Annotated in this window: 14 protein-coding genes; 4 read left to right on the forward strand and 10 right to left on the reverse strand. The window is 41.8% G+C overall.

Annotated features, from left to right (window positions below; all coding sequences use genetic code 11):
• Nucleotides 1-22: 22 nt before the first annotated feature.
• Entirely contained in the window at nucleotides 23-1,648 is a 1,626-nt protein-coding gene (locus AAHJ11_RS19095; RefSeq protein ID WP_234133672.1) for an ATP-binding protein, read from the reverse strand.
• Nucleotides 1,649-1,986: 338 nt separating this feature from the next.
• On the opposite strand from AAHJ11_RS19095, the gene AAHJ11_RS19100 reads away from it, so the two are divergent.
• The 3 genes from AAHJ11_RS19100 to AAHJ11_RS19110 all read left to right on the forward strand — a co-directional run bounded on the left by AAHJ11_RS19100 (nucleotide 1,987) and on the right by AAHJ11_RS19110 (nucleotide 7,341).
• Nucleotides 1,987-3,846, forward strand: coding sequence for an SLC13 family permease (locus AAHJ11_RS19100; protein WP_234133673.1), 1,860 nt, complete (start codon nucleotides 1,987-1,989; stop codon nucleotides 3,844-3,846).
• Nucleotides 3,847-4,203: 357 nt separating this feature from the next.
• Complete coding sequence (locus AAHJ11_RS19105; RefSeq protein ID WP_320978425.1) at nucleotides 4,204-6,543, forward strand: LruC domain-containing protein; 2,340 nt, start codon at nucleotides 4,204-4,206, stop codon at nucleotides 6,541-6,543.
• A gap of 219 nt (nucleotides 6,544-6,762) precedes the next feature.
• Entirely contained in the window at nucleotides 6,763-7,341 is a 579-nt protein-coding gene (locus AAHJ11_RS19110) for an HdeD family acid-resistance protein (protein WP_148367544.1), read from the forward strand.
• A 163-nt stretch (nucleotides 7,342-7,504) separates the two neighbouring features.
• On the opposite strand, the gene AAHJ11_RS19115 is transcribed toward AAHJ11_RS19110, so the two are convergent.
• The 6 genes from AAHJ11_RS19115 to dapF form a co-directional block, all read right to left on the reverse strand.
• Nucleotides 7,505-9,694: a glutamine synthetase III gene (locus AAHJ11_RS19115; protein WP_148367542.1), complete on the reverse strand. Its 2,190-nt coding sequence runs from the start codon at nucleotides 9,692-9,694 to the stop codon at nucleotides 7,505-7,507.
• 53 nt (nucleotides 9,695-9,747) lie between these two features.
• Entirely contained in the window at nucleotides 9,748-11,187 is a 1,440-nt protein-coding gene (locus tag AAHJ11_RS19120) for an ammonium transporter (RefSeq protein ID WP_148367540.1), read from the reverse strand.
• A gap of 116 nt (nucleotides 11,188-11,303) precedes the next feature.
• A complete protein-coding gene (locus AAHJ11_RS19125) occupies nucleotides 11,304-11,660 on the reverse strand; it encodes a P-II family nitrogen regulator (RefSeq protein WP_143866860.1) in 357 nt (118 codons plus the stop codon).
• A 141-nt stretch (nucleotides 11,661-11,801) separates the two neighbouring features.
• The gene (locus AAHJ11_RS19130; protein WP_217722536.1) at nucleotides 11,802-12,527 is read right to left on the reverse strand and encodes a hypothetical protein; all 726 of its coding nucleotides are present in this window, start codon (nucleotides 12,525-12,527) and stop codon (nucleotides 11,802-11,804) included.
• Between the two features lie 72 nt (nucleotides 12,528-12,599).
• Nucleotides 12,600-13,832 carry an LL-diaminopimelate aminotransferase gene (locus tag AAHJ11_RS19135; protein ID WP_195649973.1) on the reverse strand — a complete coding sequence of 411 codons (1,233 nt, stop codon included), beginning with the start codon at nucleotides 13,830-13,832 and terminating at the stop codon, nucleotides 12,600-12,602.
• 87 nt (nucleotides 13,833-13,919) lie between these two features.
• Nucleotides 13,920-14,726 (reverse strand): diaminopimelate epimerase, encoded by an 807-nt coding sequence (gene dapF / locus AAHJ11_RS19140; protein WP_320974794.1) that lies wholly within the window; start codon nucleotides 14,724-14,726, stop codon nucleotides 13,920-13,922.
• Between the two features lie 414 nt (nucleotides 14,727-15,140).
• On the opposite strand from dapF, the gene AAHJ11_RS19145 reads away from it, so the two are divergent.
• Nucleotides 15,141-15,437, forward strand: a complete 297-nt coding sequence (locus AAHJ11_RS19145; protein ID WP_143866853.1) for a thioredoxin family protein — start codon at nucleotides 15,141-15,143, stop codon at nucleotides 15,435-15,437.
• 246 nt (nucleotides 15,438-15,683) lie between these two features.
• Here the strand turns inward: AAHJ11_RS19145 and AAHJ11_RS19150 are convergent, their stop codons facing one another.
• The 3 genes from AAHJ11_RS19150 to AAHJ11_RS19160 form a co-directional block, all read right to left on the reverse strand.
• Nucleotides 15,684-16,451 carry a glycerophosphodiester phosphodiesterase family protein gene (locus tag AAHJ11_RS19150; RefSeq protein ID WP_167511904.1) on the reverse strand — a complete coding sequence of 256 codons (768 nt, stop codon included), beginning with the start codon at nucleotides 16,449-16,451 and terminating at the stop codon, nucleotides 15,684-15,686.
• 171 nt (nucleotides 16,452-16,622) lie between these two features.
• Complete coding sequence (asnB, locus tag AAHJ11_RS19155) at nucleotides 16,623-18,290, reverse strand: asparagine synthase B (RefSeq protein ID WP_320974795.1); 1,668 nt, start codon at nucleotides 18,288-18,290, stop codon at nucleotides 16,623-16,625.
• Between the two features lie 212 nt (nucleotides 18,291-18,502).
• Nucleotides 18,503-19,843 (reverse strand): glutamate synthase subunit beta, encoded by a 1,341-nt coding sequence (locus tag AAHJ11_RS19160; protein ID WP_234133496.1) that lies wholly within the window; start codon nucleotides 19,841-19,843, stop codon nucleotides 18,503-18,505.
• Between the last annotated feature and the right edge of the window lie 91 nt (nucleotides 19,844-19,934).

Raw genomic sequence — 19,934 nt, forward strand, 5'->3', positions numbered from 1 at the left:
CTTTTCACGATATCCTCTTTTATTATTTCTCAATTTTCTCTGACCTTGGAATTCTGAACCAGAAGCGAGAGCCTTCTCCTTCTTTAGATTCCACTCCGATAACCCCGCCCAGTCTTTCTACTATGACACGGCAGATGGCTAGTCCGAGTCCTGTTCCTTTAATAAAGGAGTTCAGTTTGACGAAGCGTTCAAACACTTTATCTATCTTGTCAGCAGGAATTCCGATACCTGTATCTTTTACATAAAAGTATATTTCATCTTTGGCTTCTTCAATCCGGTATCCCATTTCGATAGAACCTTTAGGGGTGAATTTCAAAGCATTATTTGTAAAGTTGATGATAACCTGTGATAGACGTATGCGGTCGGTATACATCACGCATTGATCTGCTTTTTCTGTGAATAAGATTTGAACGTCCGGGGAAGAATTCTTTTCTTGCATTTGCCTGCAAATACCTTCCATCAATTCATTGATATCAGTCTGTGCAAATGTGAAATCCATAGTGCCGGCTTCAATTTTAGAAAGATCGAGGATGTCGTCTATCAGTTGCAATAATAAGATATTATTGCTGGAGATGATTTTTACAAATTCTTTTCTCTCTTCCTCCTCCTCCGTCTGGCAAACCATTTCGGAGAATCCTACAATCGCATTTAGCGGGGTTCGTATTTCATGGCTCATATTAGCGAGAAAGGCAGATTTGAGCCGGTTGGATTCTTCGGCTTTTTCTTTTGCTTCCTGCAGCATTTTGTCCATCTTTAGTTTTTCAGTGATGTTTTCAAAACGAAGTAATCCTCCAATAATTTCAGTTTCCTTTTCGTCGCCGAATACAGGAGTTGCGGTCACTTCAAAATCTACATCGTCTACTCTGATGGTATGCCGGATAATTTTGCCCTGTTCGATAGCTTTCTTGAAAGCACATTGTCCACACGGTTCATTACGAAGTGCACTGGTCTGATAGCAAATTTTTCCCGGTATGTATCGTCTGCCTTTTACCAGGCTGGCTATTTGTCTTGTTTCCTCCCATTGTACGCGGTAATTTTTATCAATATAGATAAGGCCGAAGTCGATACTTTTTAGAGCTAGTTTTTGCTTCTTCAATGCTTTTTCCAGTTCTTCCTTGGCGGCAACTAATTCTCTTTCATAATTCTTGAGTTGTGTGATATCCCACCGGGTTGCCAACAGCCATTTCTTTTCTCCTTCCCATGAAATAATAGATTTAACGGCAATAGTATCATGGGTGATTCCATCGGGAGTGGTGTATTTCTCTTCTTTGCGATATACTTTGCCTGCTTGTATGAGTTCTTTGTCGATATGCCGGTATTTTTCACCTCTTTCTTCTCCGTAAATTTCATAATCAGTATGTCCGATGGCTTCTTCACTGCTAATGCCGGATTGAGCGGCTGATTCTTTATTCCAGTAATAGTATCGGAAATCGTTTGTAATATCTTTTACAAAGATAGGAAAAGGAAGGTTATCGAGAATATCAAAGGAGAAACGGTAGGAATGATTGGTCTTTTTAATCGTTTTTTGTAATTTACGGATTCTATATAGTAAGATGCTGATGACAAGGAGCAAAATAATTACCAGTAAATAATTATAACCCCAATGAGCTTCGTTGATCCAATAATTTAACAAAATATTGTTTGCCATAAAATGTTTGATATAAATGAGGTGTAAAGATATGAATTGTTCTTTAATTTTCAAAAAAATAATACATAAATATATTGTCTTTCAACATTATATTGTGAGGCTGTAATTATATGTGATGAAGAGATAGTAGAAGTGTGGTATTTTATAGTTCTTGTATAGTATCATATTTAGTTTGATTTAGAATCTTTTTTCGGAGAGAAAATGTATTAAAATATTAAATGATGTCTCATGAACTAAAATCATTTCTAATTTGTTTTAATAACGCTGGAGTATTTTCTATTTTTGTTCACCTGAATTAGTTTTGATAGAGTCAAAATAAAACAATCATTAAATTACGTATGCTAATAACCATTATCATTCTCGTTCTTTCGGCTGTCTTTTTTGTGAACGGCAAGGTTCGTTCGGATATTGTGGCACTATGTGCGCTGATAGCTTTACTTATTTTTCAGATATTAACTCCTGACGAAGCACTCTCCGGTTTCTCCAATTCGGTAGTCATTATGATGATCGGATTGTTTGTAGTGGGAGGGGCTATTTTTCAGACTGGGTTGGCAAAAATGATAAGTTCCCGTATTCTTAAACTTGCAGGAACTAGTGAGATTCGATTATTTCTGTTAGTGATGTTAGTGACTTCGGTCATTGGTGCGTTTGTCAGTAATACAGGTACGGTGGCGCTGATGCTTCCTATTGTTGTCAGTCTGGCGATGAGTGCCGGTATGAATCCGAGCAGGCTATTGATGCCATTGGCTTTTGCGAGTAGTATGGGAGGTATGATGACTTTAATCGGTACTCCGCCGAACCTTGTGATACAGAATACGTTGACTTCCGCCGGACTTGAACCGCTTTCCTTCTTCTCTTTCCTGCCTGTCGGTGTTGTCTGTGTAATTGTCGGTACACTTGTATTAATGCCACTTAGTAAATGGTTTCTTTCTAAAAAGGGTCAGAAAGATGATAATAAACGTTCGGGTAAGTCATTGAAGCAGTTGGTGAATGAATATGGACTTTCCAGCAATCTGTTCCGTTTGCAGGTAATAAAAGATTCCCGGCTTTTAGGTAAAACAATTATTGACTTGGATATTCGTCATAAATATGGTTTGAATATCATGGAAGTTCGTCGTGGTGATGCATCGCAACATCGTTTTTTGAAAACGATTACACAGAAGTTTGCCACACCGGACACGATGTTGCAAGCCGAGGATATTTTGTATGTGACGGGAGAATTTGATAAGGTACAACTCTTTGCGGAAGATTATCTGTTAGAGATTTTAGACGACCATGCAACAGAAGAAACAAAAAGTACAGTTAATTCGCTGGATTTTTATGACATCGGTATTGCTGAAATAGTGTTGATGCCAGCTTCTAATTTGATAAACCAAACTATTAAAGAGGCCGGTTTTCGTGATAAGTTTAATGTGAACGTATTAGGAATCCGTCGTAAAAAGGAATACCTATTGCAAGAGTTGGGAAATGAGCGCATTCACAGTGGTGATGTACTTCTGGTGCAGGGAACATGGAATAATATAGCCCGTCTTAGTAAAGAAGAGGCTGATTGGGTTGTCTTGGGACAGCCTTTGGCGGAAGCGGCTAAAGTAACGTTAGACTATAAAGCTCCCGTGGCGGCTGCTATTATGTTATTAATGGTGGCAATGATGGTTTTCGACTTCATTCCGATAGCTCCGGTTACAGCTGTTATGATAGCAGGTATATTGATGGTATTGACCGGATGTTACCGTAATGTAGAAGCGGCTTATAAAACGATAAACTGGGAGAGTATTGTATTGATTGCAGCTATGCTTCCTATGTCCTTGGCATTGGAGAAAACAGGAGCTTCGGAATATATTTCCAATACGTTGGTTAGCGGCTTGGGAGCATACGGACCTGTTGCATTGATGGCAGGTATTTACTTTACGACTTCGCTGATGACGATGTTTATTAGCAATACTGCTACTGCTGTCTTACTTGCGCCGATTGCTTTGCAAAGTGCCATACAGATTGGGGTGAGTCCGGTTCCCTTCTTGTTTGCTGTGACGGTAGGTGCAAGTATGTGTTTTGCTTCTCCATTCTCTACACCGCCTAACGCCCTGGTGATGCCTGCCGGTCAATATACTTTTATGGATTATGTAAAAGTAGGATTGCCATTGCAGATTATTATGGGGATTGTGATGATTTTTGTTTTACCTTTGATTTTCCCCTTCTAATTATTAACTTTTATTCTTTCGATAGGGAAATGAAGGAACTCGGGATTTTGTAGTGCTCTGTAGTACTGAATCTTTGTCGTTTAATTGAGAGTTGCATAGAATATGCAACTCTTTGTTTTTGCTTCATACTACAAAGCTTATACTTATAAGTTTTTTATTTTCAATGATGTAGCCGATTATCTTTTAATGAGAATAATTAAAATTATATTAATAAAAGATGTTAACGGTGAGCTGAAAATACAACTTTAACTGTCTTTTATCTATAAATACAATTATCTTTGTGCGTTCATTACTGATTGTTGATTAGTGGTGATTTGTATTTTGTGCAAATAAAGCAAACTTAAGCATTCAAAGATTATGAAACAGAACATTGCAAAAGTCTTCACTTTTTCGTTGTTGGCGTCCTCCATCAGTTTTACTAGTTGTGTTGATAATGAGAAAACTCTGTTCAATGCAGATCAACTGAGACAAACTTACGAAGAAACCTTTCCTGTAAAGAACATCGATCCTAATGGGGATTGGACCATGTCGCATAAAGTGACGGCACATGTGTCGGTTAATGGAGATTTGGGCACAGATTATAAGATACAGATATTCGATGCTGACCCATTAAGCTCGGAAAGTACAGCAAAAATCTTAGCGGAAGGAACTGCCAATCAAAGTACAACTTTGAATGTAGTGATGGACTGTGCAACAGCTCTCAATAAAGTGTTTGTTGCACGTATAGACAATCACGGACATTATATGGTGCAGCCCGTGGCGATTGAAAATGGAGAAGTAACTGCACAACTTGGACATGAAAAGGATGTGCCTACACGCTCTATGTCACGAACTGTGCCGAAAACAGGTATACCGGCTATGGGAGCGCCTTATACAGCTGATGATATTAGTAGTAAAAAAGCGATAGCTACTGATGTTCAAGCTGGTTGGGATTTGGGTGCAGGTTCCGGATGGTTTGAATATGCTAAATTACCTGTATTCAAAGAAAAAGAACGTTGGTTTAAAATTCAGAGTGGTACTTTTAATAAAGGATTTACTACTACTGGAACCAGTGGTGGAGCCCAGGCTGTGAAAGTAATCGTTCCTCAAGGAAGTACATGGATTATTGAAAGTAGTTATCAATTTAGCGATATTACAGAAATTGTAGTTGAAAATGGTGGGAAAGTAGAGATAGCCAAAAATGCGAGCTTGGCGTTGACAAATAAGTCTTATTTAACAGTAATGCCGGGTGGAAGTATCATAGGTGAGGGAACTATTCAAATTACAAATGGTTCTAGTGGATTAAGAAACTATAATGCAGGCACTATTAATTGCTCTGTATTAGATTTCAACGGTGGTGTAGGAGTCTTTTATAATTATGGATTACTTCAGTTGGAACGCTATGAAGCTTCAACAAATGGAATGGAACTGGTGAATCATGGTACTATGGAGGCTGAAAGTATCAATGGTAACAATAATACCAATATTAAAAATGGTTGTTATTTGAAAACCGGTAAATTTCAATTTGGCACACTTGTTATGGGGAATACTTCCGAAGCCATTTGCGAGGAGCTTGGTTATAATGGTAATGACAATGACATTGTAATGGAGGCGCAATCCATGTTGACTTGTACAGGTAAGGCCAGCTTATATAGAACTGTTACCGGTCCAACTGTGGGTACTGCTTTATTGAGAATTAATGAGATTGCTAATCTTAGTGGTTTGGCCCAATCTAATTCTAAAGTAACCAATAATATCATTTGTGAAATAACAGATCAGACATATAAAGGTGAAGCGCACTATGACTGGTCTCCTTTTGCATGGCTAGTAAATAAAGGATTGCAGCAAGGCGCTACCTATTGCAATCCGGGTAAGGCTGATTTTATACTTCCTGCTGACGGTGAATGTATCAAAGAAGGATACAATTCTGATGAAAATCCGGATGATGTAGAGATTCGAAATGCAGTTTATTCTTATGCCTTTGAAGACAATTATCCGCAAGCGGGAGACTATGATTTCAATGATATTGTGTTGAATGTCAATTTGCCTGCTGCTGGTAATGATGTGAAAGAATTGAAATATATAGTCGACCTGCGTGCGGTTGGTGCCGTGAAGCAATTAGGTGCTGGTTTAAGAATACGAGAATTCGATAAAAGTAATGTGGAAGAGGTCAGTTTTGGTGCAGGTGCTACCCAACGTACCAACTCATTAAATTCTGGAATATTTGAAAATGCATCTTATGAAACGAACGGTAATGAGCTTGTGATTCCTTTATTTGGCGATGCACATTATGTGTATGGATATACTGGATCACAACGTCCTATGTTGAATACGGGGAATGCTAGTACTCCTCTTACAAACATATATACTCTTGAAGTGAACATAAAACTCAAGAATGCAATATCCATCCCTAGTGTGACAGACGGCTTAGATTTCTTTATTGCATATCAGGGGGGAGCTCAGAAGAGAACGGAAATTCATCTGAATCAATTTAATTCGCCTACAGCGAACGGCCAATTGGCTGATAAGGAAGTGCTGGATGTAATCAAGGCGGTTAATAATACATGGGCTCTTTGCGTTCCTGAAAAATTTGCTTATCCTACAGAGACAACAGTGATAACGGATGCATATGCTAAGTTCGTCGACTGGGCGCATGATCAGGTCATGAATACTGACTGGTATAATACTGTAAGCAGTAATAAGGTAATGAAGTATTAAGCTATTGATTTTATAAAAAACAAGGTATCATAATATTATATTTACTAAAATATAAAAAGGTGATTAATACGAGGACTTTTCCAAATATTGATCACCTTTTTTTCATATCGTAACATATTACGAACTTATTACAATGTTTATTTGTTATTTTTATATGTCAGTAGAAACACTTATATTCGCAAAAGTATTGGAACAGACTCGGTTAAAAAAATAGAATTTATGAAAACAATGAATTATTCCCTTATTCGTATTCTCTTCGCACTTGTGATTGGATTGGTACTCGTGATTTGGCCTAATGCGGCTGCCAGCTATATTGTCATTACGGTAGGTGTTGCCTTCTTGATTCCCGGTGTTATCAGCCTTTTTGGCTATTTCGGCCGGAAAAGACCGGAAGGTGAAGCTGCTCCCCGTTTTCCGATAGAAGGAATCGGTAGCTTATTATTCGGACTTTGGTTGATTGTGATGCCTGAATTCTTTGCAGACGTCCTGATGTTTTTATTGGGATTTATCCTGATTATGGGAGGAGTGCAACAGATTGCTTCTTTGTCGATGGCTCGTCGGTGGATGCCCGTTTCGGGAGCTTTTTATCTGATTCCTTCGCTGATTCTTATTGCGGGTATCATCGCTTTGTTCAATCCGACAGGAGCGCGTAATACTGCATTTATAATTATTGGTATCAGCAGTTTGGTTTATTCTCTTTCCGAATTGATAAACTGGTTCAAGTTTGCCCGTCGCCGCCCGAAGGCTCCGGTTATGCATGACGATGATGATATTGAAGACGCAAAGATTATCGAATAAAAAAAAGAAGAGGACTGCTTCACAGCACCCCTCCCCGCAAACTTAAAACAACCAACAAAAGAAATAGATAATTTCAATAACAGTGAACGGCTAACGGTGAATATTCTGCAATGATAATGCAGTTTGTTCACCGTTTACAGTTTATCGTTCACCGTATTTTTTTCTATCTCACAAATAACAGTTCCCTGTATTTTGGAAGCGTCCACATCTGATTGTCGACAATCAGTTCCAACTTGTCGATGTGATAACGGATTTCTTCCAGTGCCGGGACGATTGTGTCGTGGTAGGCAATGGCTTTTTCCCGTTCGCTTTCTATCTTGTTTGCAACCTTACGAGCCTCAATCATTGCATCTACATGCTCCTTGATGAAAGCTGTGCGGTCGGCAATCTCTTCAATAAGTTCCAGGTTTTTAGCAGACAATTTCGCTGCCTTTTCTGCCGGGAAAAGAGATTGCATCTTATAGACATTATTAATTAAGTCCGTCTGGTATTGAGTGGCAACCGGAATGATATGATTCATTGCCAAGTCACCCAATACACGTGCCTCAATCTGAATCTTCTTCGTATAAGTTTCCCATTTCACCTCGTTACGGGCTTCCAGTTCTTTCTTTGTCATTACACCGGTAGCTTCGAACATGGCAATTGTTTCCGGTTTCAGGTAATTGTCGAAGATAACAGGAACACTGGTTTCGCAATCCAGTCCACGACGGGCAGCTTCTTTTTTCCATTCGTCGCTGTAACCGTTACCGTCGAAATGAATGGCTTTACATTCTTTGATATATCCGCGAATGATTTCAAGAATGGCGGAAATTTTGGGTTCTCCCTTTTCAATCAACGCATCCACGTCCTTCTTAAACTTCACCAATTGATTTGCTACGGCCGAGTTCAATGCAATCATGGCAGAAGCACAGTTTGCTTCGGAACCTACAGCACGGAACTCAAAGCGGTTGCCTGTGAAAGCAAATGGAGAAGTACGGTTACGGTCTGTATTATCGATCAGCAATTCGGGAATCTGCGGAATATCCAACTTCATTCCCTGTTTACCGCTAAGGCTGATCAAATCATCTTTCGTACTGTTCTCGATATGATCCAATACCTGCGACAACTGTTTTCCGAGGAAAGAGGAGATAATTGCAGGAGGCGCTTCATTCGCTCCCAGACGGTGGGCGTTGGTAGCACTGGAGATAGAAGCTTTCAGCAATCCGTTATGATGGTAAACAGCCATCAATGTATTGACAACAAATGTAACAAAACGCAGATTGTCTTCCGGAGTCTTACCTGGTCCCATCAATAAGATACCTGTATCAGTACCCAAAGACCAGTTGTTGTGTTTACCCGAACCATTGACACCTTTGAAGGGCTTTTCATGAAGCAGTACGCGGAAACCGTGGCGACGGCTCACCTTACGCATCAGTGACATAATCAGCAAGTTATGGTCGTTGGCCAAGTTACATTCTTCAAAGATAGGAGCCAGCTCAAACTGGTTTGGAGCAACCTCATTGTGACGAGTCTTGACAGGAATACCCAGTTTCAGAGCTTCAATTTCAAGGTCTTTCATGAAGGCAGCCACACGGGTGGGAATAGCACCGAAGTAGTGGTCTTCCAACTGTTGGTTCTTGGCACTGTCATGTCCCATCAAAGTACGTCCGGTCAGCAATAAATCCGGACGTGCGGCATATAAACCTTCGTCCACCAGAAAATATTCCTGTTCCCAGCCTAGATAAGCAACCACTTTCTTAACTTCCGGATTGAAGTAATGGCATACGTCTACGGCAGCTTTATCTACGGCACGCAGTGCTTTCAATAAGGGAGCTTTATAGTCGAGAGCCTCACCGGTATATGCGATAAAGACAGTCGGGATGCAAAGCGTATCATCTACAATAAAAGCAGGTGATGAAGGATCCCAGGCACTGTAACCACGCGCTTCGAATGTATTGCGGATTCCGCCATTCGGGAAAGAAGAAGCATCCGGTTCTTGCTGCACAAGCAGTTTGCCTGTAAATTCTTCCATCATGCCACCTTTGCCGTCATGTTCGACGAAAGCATCGTGCTTTTCTGCCGTACCTTCGGTGAGCGGTGCAAACCAGTGTGTGTAGTGAGTGGCCCCCATTTCGATGGCCCATTTCTTCATGCCGGCAGCTACTTCGTCAGCAATACTGCGATCTAGCGGAGCACCATTATCAATTGCGTCAATCAGCGCATTGTATACCTTGCTGGGAAGATATTTGAACATCTTTTCCTTGTTGAACACATATTTGCCGAAGTATTCCGAAGGACGTTCAGCAGGTGTTGCTACCTCAACCGCTTTCTTCTTGAAAGCTGTCTCTACTACTCTGAATCTAAGTTTTGACATAATACCTGATTTGATTTGTTGTTAAATATGTTAGAGTTGATAATCTGTTTCATTTAGTTGTAAGCGGACTCTCCGTGTTCGTAGATATCAAGACCTTCTTCTTCGATACGTGCCGGAACACGAAGTCCGTGAATCTTGTCAAGTGCTTTAAAGATTATGAATCCCATACCTGCTGCCCAGACACCGACAACCAGTGCTCCGAATAGTTGTGCACAGAGGAATCCGAAACCGTGTCCGTAGAATAAACCTTCGCTGGTAGAGAACAAACCCGTGAGAACTGTTCCGAGAAATCCGCAAACACCATGTACGGAAGATGCGCCCACCGGATCGTCTATCTTTAAAATCTTGTCTATAAAATCGACAGAGAAAATCATTACAACACCACAGATTGCGCCGATCAGAGCGGCTCCTGCGGGAGATACTGCGTCACATCCGGCTGTAATACCGACCAAACCTGCCAGAATACCATTCAATGTCAGTGACAAAGAAGGCTTTCCGTATTTCATCCAGCTGATCGCCAATGCGAAGAAACCACCGGCACAGGCCGCAAGATTTGTAGTCAGGAATACGTGGGAGATTGCATTTGCATCAGTTTCGGTACTTGCTGCCAATTGAGAACCGGGGTTGAACCCAAACCATCCGAACCAGAGAATAAATACACCTAGTGCGGCAATTGTCAGGTTATGTCCCGGAATAGCTCTTGATTTGCCGTCTTTTCCATATTTACCGATACGCGGGCCAAGAATGGCAGCACCTACCAGAGCAATCCATCCACCTACAGAGTGAACAACGGTAGAACCGGCGAAGTCATGGAAGGTTGTTCCAAAAAGATTCATCATGAAAGACCCCTCTTCACCGTTCATCAGCCAACCGCCACCCCAAGTCCAGTGGCCGGATATCGGATATATCAGTACACTGATGAAAATCGTGTAAACCAAATACATGGAGAATTTGGTACGTTCTGCCATTGCTCCTGATACGATTGTGGCTGCCGTTGCACAGAATACGGTCTGGAAAACCAGAAAACCTTCTCTGGGAAGACCGTTGTCCATGAAAGAAAGGTCGAAGAAGTGGGGCATTCCGATGAATTCTCCTGCGCCAAACATAAGCCCGAAACCGATGAACCAATATAATAAAGAACCGAACATGAAATCAACAAAGTTCTTCATCAGAATATTGGCGGTATTCTTTACTCTTGTGAACCCAGCTTCAACAAGTGCAAATCCCGGTTGCATAAAAAATACCAGCATTGCTGCAAGCAACATCCAGACCGTATTCAGTCCTAAGGCCAGTTCACCAATTGTATCAGGGGTTTCTGCGTCAGTCTCGGCAGGAGCTGCTGTAATTTCAGTTGTCGTCTCTACCACCGTCGTAACAGTATCTGCAGCAACTGCGTCTTGTGCTAGCGTGCCGGTGGCAAAACAGCATAACATAAACATAGTAGTGGCTATCCACAGCTTTACGAAGCTATGGCTTTTATATTTTGTATCCATAATGAATTATCTTATTAAATGCCTGTTATTAGTAATATTATAATTTCTTTTTCATATATGCCATCAACGTTTAATCCGCATGGGAATCTGGCCCCGGCATATTGCTGGTTGCCGGATTAACGTTCTTGTTCAGCATTGTATAGGGCTATATCGCCACGTTCGGCGGTACGGATACGGATAGCGTCTTCAATAGGGATGACGAAAATACGTCCGTCTCCGATTTCTCCGGTTTGTGCCGCTTTAATAATGGCTTGTACAGTTTTCTCGGCATTCTTGTCGCGCACGACAATAGAGATTAAGATTCTTTCGATAGTGCTGGTGTCATATACTACACCGCGGTAGATACGTCCTTGCCGTGCTTTCCCAATACCTCTTACGTCATAGTAAGAAAACCATTCGATGTCCGCTTCGAGAAGAGCTTCTTTCACGTCCTCGAATTTGGTTTTACGGATAATAGCTTCAATCTTTTTCATATACCTTAAATATTAGTGTTGACCTGTAAAAGAAAGAGGTACAGGGGGCAGCCATAGCAGGTTACCATACAACAAACCGATAAAATCTAAACTCTAACTACCTGATCCCTATACGCTCTTTGATATTCTAAATTCTCTCTCCTAAAAATTTAATCCGAATGTGAAGTAAGCTCCTTCTGTTCGTGGATTCGCTGTAACTTTCGCAAATGCCGGGAGTGAGAAAGAATCTGTTATTTTGATTTCTTTGGAAGCTCCGATACTTACGTCTGATACGCAGAATCCACTTGTATAGCCATTGTAGAAAGTTGTTTCCCAAGGAACCATCCCTAAATCTACTGTCCAGTCGAGACCTCCCAATTTGAATGGTGCGCTAAGTGCGAGGTAAGAAGAATAAGCTCTTTTGCCATTTTCTTTCACACCGTCGGCACCTGCAAAGTTTGTATACCAGTTGACTGTCAGTGGTCCGAAGTCATATCCGACTTGTGCTTCAAATACATGAGCTGTTGAATGAGCTCCGTATTGAAAATACTTGTTAGTTGCTGTTTGGGTATTAAACCAATAATCCGTCACTGAAACGCTAAAACCACCCGTCGAATAACCGAGAGTTAAATCGAACTCTTTCGTATCTGTCGATTCGAACCCTACCGATCCCCATGCTCCGAGTGAGAAGCCCTTGTAAGTGATTCCCAATGAAGGCTGAATACTAACTCCGCCTAAATCCTGGCCACGCCAGATGTAACCACTTACCAGATCGGCTCCAACGGAAGCTTCCACTTTATCTTGCGCCAACATTGCGGATGGAGCAAACCCTGTCAGTAATAATGCTACTATTATTACTCCCCATTTTTTGTTAATCGTCGTTTTCATCGTCTTTTTACCTTTAAGTTAGAAAAATGTGGATGTACGGTCCATGTATATAGTAGCGCGCGAAATACTATCTTATAGCCAGTTTTTTATTCTTCTCATTGCTTCGATACAATCGTTACGTTCGCCAAAGGCAGTCAGGCGGATATATCCTTCACCGCTTGGTCCGAAGCCTACACCGGGAGTACCGACCACATTGGCTTCATACAACATCTGTTCGAAGAATCGCCATGATGAAAGCCCGTTCGGAGTTTTCACCCATAAGTAGGGAGCGTTGACTCCTCCATACACTTTCAGTCCTGTGGCTTCCAATCCCTCTTTCATAATTTGGGCGTTGGTCATATAATAGCCGATTGTTTCTTTAATCTGTGCTTTGCCTTCTGCACTGTAAACGGCTTCTGCTGCCCGTTGGGTAATGTAAGAAGTACCGTTGAACTTGGTGCACTGGCGGCGGTTCCACAATCTGTTGAGTGGGATGCGGTCTCCTTCCAATGTGGCGGCAGTAAGTTCTTTCGGAACTACGGTATATCCGCAGCGTACTCCGGTAAATCCTGCCGTTTTTGAGAAACTACGGAATTCGATCGCACACTTTTTAGCTCCCTTAATCTCATAGATAGAGTGGGGGACATTCTCATCCTGGATATATGCTTCATAAGCGGCATCGAACAGAATCAATGTATCGTTTGCCAATGCATAGTCCACCCATTTCTTCAGTTCCGGTTTGGTTAAGGTCGTTCCTGTCGGGTTGTTCGGATAGCAGAGATAAACAATGTCTATCCGTTTGTCCGGAATTTCCGGAATAAAGTTGTTCTCACTTGTGCAAGGCATATAAGTAACATTACTCCATTTGCCCGTCTCTTCTTCCAGCACTCCGGCACGTCCGCACATGACATTGCTGTCTATATATACCGGATAGATGGGGTCTGTAACACCTACGCTATTGTCATGGCGAAGAATATCTCCTATATTTCCGGTATCGCTTTTGGCACCGTCACTGACAAATATCTCGGATGCCGAGAAGTGAATCCCACGTGGAATAAAGTCATTTTTTATAATTGCTTCAATCAGAAAATCATATCCCTGTTCAGGACCATATCCGCGGAATGTATCTTTGCTGGCCAGCTCTTCTACCGCTTTGTGCATGGCTTCGATACACGCTTTCGGAAGCGGTTGGGTGACATCACCGATACCCAACCGGATAATATCCTGTTTAGGATGTGTTATCTTGAAGGTATTTACCTTTTTCGCTATGTCCGAGAATAAATAGCTTCCCGGTAACTTCAAAAAATGTTCGTTTACTAATGCCATCTTGTTATTGTTTTAAGTTCTGCAAAATCTAATACCTGATACCTAATACTTAATACTTAATATCTGATACTTACTAATACTTATTTATTACTTATCCTCAATCTCCCCATCGAAAACTTTGGTTGCCGGTCCGGTCATTAATATATGCCCGGAGATTTCATCCCATTCAATGGTAACTGTCCCTCCATCCATGATTACATCGCTTTTTCTTCCTGTAAGTCCGTTGATGAAGGCGGCTACTGCTGTGGCACAAGCACCTGTCCCGCAAGCTTGAGTGATTCCCGATCCTCTTTCCCATACCCTCATCCGTATGGTGTCTTTGCCGACAATCTGTGCAAACTCCACATTAGTTCTATTGGGAAAAAGAGGATGATTCTCCAGTGCAGGACCGATTTCCGGTAAATCAATCCGGGTGATGTCCTCAACAAATGTGACGAGATGCGGATTACCCATTGATACTTTGGTTGACCGGAAAGGATACTTCCCTTCCCACTGAATCCCGTCTGTTTCCAACGGACTACCCATATCTACGGTGACTGTACTGACTGTTTTTTCCTCTATATGCAGTTTCAGAATTTTTATTCCAGATCGTGTATCCAGCGTAATTTCTGTTTTGTCAGTCAAGCCGTATTCATATACATATTTGCCTACACAACGGCTTCCGTTGCCACACATCATAGCTTCCGAACCGTCCGCATTGAAAATACGCATGCTGAAATCCGCTTTATCAGAGATGCCAATCAATATAAGTCCATCACTTCCGATTCCTGTATGAAACTTGCTCCATTCGATTGCCTTCTTTGCAGGGTCGGTTATCGGATATTGGGTTGTGTCTACATATATGTAGTCATTTCCCGCTCCATGCATTTTTGTGAACTTAATTTTTGATATCATTTTGATTGTTATTTATTGGTTGTTGTATCCTTTTGTTTTATTACGATGCAAAGGTATGACTTTTTGCTTTATATTTTACTAAAAAGTATATCTAATATCTATTTATTTTCCTCAAACTTATAATCGCTTTATATACGGCTGTGTTTAGTTATAATTTGAAATTATACCTATTTATATATTAATAAACTGTTATTTGGGTGAATTGTTTTGCATATTCTTCCATAATATATGAAGAATATTTAGCCTTGATAATCGGTGAAATCCGCTATAAAAACAAGAAATATATCCTTTTCCTTTTGACGATATGAAAGTGAAAACCCCTATTTATCTATCATATTGCTCGCCGGATATGCTGAAGAACCTTTTCCTGTATTCATTGTTTTAGCACTATCATTAATATAAAAACGTAGAGATATGAATATAGAGAAACAATTAGAAACAGCAGCTAAGACCAACCATTTGGTGTTGGTAGTATTTTATGCCGACTGGTCACCTCATTATGAGTGGATAGGTCCTGTGCTTCGGACTTACGAAAAGAGAACTGTAGAATTGATAAGAGTGAATGCTGAAGAAAATAGAACAATAGCCGATGCGCATAATGTAGAAACAGTGCCCGCCTTTCTTTTATTGCATAAGGGACATGAATTATGGAGACAGGTAGGAGAGCTTACGGTAGGAGAGTTGAAAGAGGTATTAGATGATTTCCAGTAAATCGTTTGTAATCTTTTATTGGCATATATGAAAATGACCTTTTTCTTTTTCAAATGAAAAAAAGAGTGTTCTTAATATGCTGGTATTTAGTTTGTTATGAAAGCTCATTTTTCCTTTAAAAGAAACGGGTGGTTCCTTTAAAAGGAACCACCCGTTCGACACCGAGAAACATCCTGTTTCTTTTAAAGGAACGAGCTGTTTCTTTAAAGACGGATATTAAATAGTTTACTTTGTAATGATTTTATCTTATTGATGTTTTTTCAGTTCTTCTTGTAAGATGACTGGTTCGTTGGTGGTAATGAAATCTACTTTCTGTTCGATCAGCGATTTCATATCTTCCACTTCGTCCACAGTCCACACATTTACTTTCAAGCCGAGCTCATGAGCTTCTTTGATCCATTCGGGGTGTTTCTTAATCACTCCCATGTGATAATCAAGACCGGCAGCACCAAGTTCCTTTAATTCTTTGGGAGACAGTTCCCCGTTAAGGTAAAATACCGGAGTACCGGCAGGAGCCAGGCGGATAAACTCTTTCATGGCATGTAGGGAGAACGTGATATATTCCATGCGGTTTTCCAGTCCCATTTTCTTCACCATGGCAAGGATTCCCTGTACGGCTTTGGTTTCACGTTTCTTATTGCTATGTGCTTTCAGTTCGAGAATCAGTCGGGTATTACAGTTTTTCCCGGCTTCCAGATATTGTTCCAGGCTAGGCAAGTTTTCTCCGTTGGATAATTTAAGTCCGGTCAGTGCGTCACCTTTGGAATACTCCATCGGTCTCATCTTGTATACAGGATCATGGTTGACCACCAACTTGTTATCCTTAGCGATCCATACGTCAAATTCTGAACCGTAACAACTGATGGAGTCTGCTTTTAGAAGTGATGAAATACTGTTTTGTGATGATCCCGGAGTTTTCCAGAATCCGCGGTGGGCTATCACTTTTGTCTGTGCCTGCATACAGCAAGCAGCCATTAGAAGGGCAGAAGCCATCATCATTTTTTTTAAATTCATTTGTTTGGTCTTTTAAAAGTTTGATAGATTTAATTGGGTTTGGCCTCAAAATTATAAAAAAGAAAACGCAAATCAGACAATAATATGCTAATCTGCGTTAATCCTTGGGATTTTAAAATAGAAATGCTACAAAAGAATAACAGAATCTGCTCTTTCCGTTATTTTTATCAGTTAAGTATAGGCCTCTTCGTGTATTCCTCTCACCGCACGTCCGCTAGGCTCATTCAGGTTCCTGAAAGCAATATCCCACGCCAGCGCTTCTGCTGTGGAACAGGCCACACTGGGAACACTCGGTACGCTGCGTGCTGCACTTTCACTGGGGAAATGCTCTTCAAAGATACTACGATAATAGTATTCTTCCTTGTTTTGCGGAGTATGGATGGGGAAGCGTTCGGCAGCATGTTCCATTTGCTCATCGCTAACGGCAGCCGCTGTGATTTCTCTCAAAGTATCGATCCATGAATATCCCACACCGTCACTGAATTGTTCTTTTTGTCTCCACGCCACACTTTCCGGTAACATATCGGCAAAGGCTTCGCGAACAATCCGTTTCTCAATATCCTTTCCGGGGCACATTTTAGCTTTCGGATTCAGGTTCATGGCTACGTCGAGAAATTCTTTGTCAAGGAAAGGGACGCGTCCTTCTACGCCCCATGCTGACAGACTTTTGTTGGCACGGAGACAATCGTACATGTGTAACTTTGAAAGTTTACGTACCGTTTCTTCGTGGAATGCCTGTGGAGTGGGGGCCTTGTGGAAGTATAGATACCCTCCGAAAACTTCATCGGCACCTTCACCGCTCAACACCATTTTAATCCCCATCGATTTGATGACACGTGCCAGTAGGTACATGGGAGTGGAAGCGCGTACCGTGGTTACATCGTATGTCTCGATGAAATAAATGACATCACGCAGGGCATCCAGACCTTCCTGAACAGTATAGTTTATTTCATGGTGTACAGTACCGATATATTCAGCCACTTCACGTGCTTTAATCAAATCGGGAGCACCTTTGAGTCCGATGGCGAAGGAGTGGAGTTGAGGCCACCACGCATCACTCGCTCCGTCTGTCTCTATACGCTTTGCCGCATATTTTTTGGCAATAGCGGAGATGACGGAACTGTCCAGCCCACCCGAAAGAAGCACTCCATAAGGTACGTCACTCATTAACTGGCGATGTACGGCATCTTCTAATGCTGTTTTCACATCACCGGTTTGTGCGTCATTGTCTTTGACGGCTTCATAAGCTGTCCAGTCGCGTGAATACCAACGTTTCATTTTTCCTTCTTTGCTATGGAAATAATGTCCGGGAAGGAATACTTCATATTCGTCGCAAAATCCTTCAAGTGCTTTCAGTTCGCTGCCGAAGTAGATTCTTCCTTCTTTATCTTTTCCTATATATAAAGGAATAACCCCTATCGGATCACGGGCAATCAGAAATTCATCCTTTTCTTCATCATAAAGAACAAAAGCAAAGATACCGCTAATATCTTCCAGGAAGTGGATGCCTTTCTCTTTGTAAAGAGCAAGAATGACCTCACAGTCACTTCCTGTCTGAAAGTTATATTTTCCGGCGTATTGAGCGCGAATGTCCCGGTGGTTGTATATCTCACCGTTTACGGCGAGCACCTGTTTACGATCAGGAGAGTATAACGGTTGTCCGCCGCTCTGCGGGTCGACGATTGACAGGCGTTCGTGTGCCAGGATGGCACTTCCACCTACATAGATTCCACTCCAGTCCGGTCCGCGATGACGGATTCTCTGGGCCATCTTCAGTGCTTTATCTCTTAGTTCTTTCGTTTGAACCTTTATGTTGAGTATACCTGCTATTCCACACATAACTTTAAGTTTTTGGGGGTGATTGAATATGTTGATTGTTTATTCGCAGTTTCTAAGAAGCCCGATTGCTATTATTTATTCGTTCTACCTAGGTTGACTTTTCGTTCCACCATGGTTGTCTTTAAATTCTACCTAGGTTATCCTTAAGTTCCACCTAGGTGGAACGAACCGATAATAGCAGTCAGACTTCTTAGTATTCCTTACTTCGGAGATTATTTCGTCAAATAAGTGTCTATTTCTGCAGCCGCTTTTCTTCCTCCTGCCATGGCACGTACGACGAGGCTGGCTCCTGTATCCGCATCTCCGGCAAGGAATACATTTTCGGCAAACTTCGGCTGTTCCGGTTTCAGGAATCCCATCGCCAGCAATACCATGTCCGCTTCGATGACTTCCTTTTTTCCTGTCGGTTTCATCGTGGGACGTCCGCCATCTGTTGCCGGAATCCATTCCACTTCTTCCACTTCTACGCCTGTCACTTTTCCATTCTTTCCGAGAAACTGATTGGAGGCCAGACACCAACGGCGTGTACAACCTTCTTCATGGCTGGAAGTCGTCTTGAAGACTACCGGCCATTGAGGCCATGGAGTAGCCGGATTGTATCCGACAGGAGGTTTCGGCATGATCTCTATTTGGGTGACACTGACGGCTCCTTGTCGCACGCTGGTTCCGATACAGTCGGAACCTGTATCACCGCCACCTATCACGAGAACCTTTTTGCCTTTGGCATTTACCAACTTGTCTTTCGGGAAAGTCTGTCCTGCCAAAATCCTGTTCTGCTGTGCCAGCATTTCGAGTGCGAAATGAATCCCTTTCAGTTCACGTCCCGGAATACTCAAGTCACGTGCTGCCGGTGTTCCGGTACAGATGCAGTAGGCATCGAATCCTTCCGGTAAATGATTGACATCTATTTCCACTCCCATCTCAAACCGGATTCCTTCTGCGGCCAATATCTTCATCCGCCGGTCGATTACATTCTTGTCCAGTTTGAAATTAGGAATACCAAATCGCAGTAATCCTCCGGGAGCTTCATCCTTATCGAATAGAGTAACGCTATATCCTTTTAGATTTAACTGATTGGCGACTACCAGTCCGGCAGGACCTGCACCAATCACCGCTACTTTCTTTCCGTTTCTTTCCGGAGTCTTTACCTGTATATATCCTTCACGAAAAGCCGCTTCCACGATTGCCGCCTCATTCTCACGAATGGTTACCGGCTGATCGCACGAAAGTTTCAACACGCATGATTTCTCGCAAAGGGCAGGACAGATACGTCCTGTAAATTCCGGAAAATCGCAAGTAGATGACAATACTTCGTAAGCCTCCTTCCATTTTCCTTTGTATAATGCATCCTGCCATTCCGGTTGTTTATTTCCTATCGGGCATGCCCAATGACAGAAAGGTACGCCGCAATCCATACAGCGTGACGCCTGCAATTTACGGCTATTTGTATTCAATGTCTGTTCCACCTGACTATAGTCAGTGATTCGCTCGCTCACAGGGCGATATCCCGCCTCCTGCCGAGCTATATTTAAAAATGCTCTAGGATCCCCCATCTTGTTATTTACTATTTGACGATTTACGATTTACTATTTCTAGACTATCTTGTCATTTGCTATTTGACTATTTACAGACTATACATTCAAA

The sequence above is a fragment of the Bacteroides sp. 90-K9/2 genome, assembly GCF_047310725.1.
GTDB lineage: Bacteria > Bacteroidota > Bacteroidia > Bacteroidales > Bacteroidaceae > Bacteroides > Bacteroides vicugnae.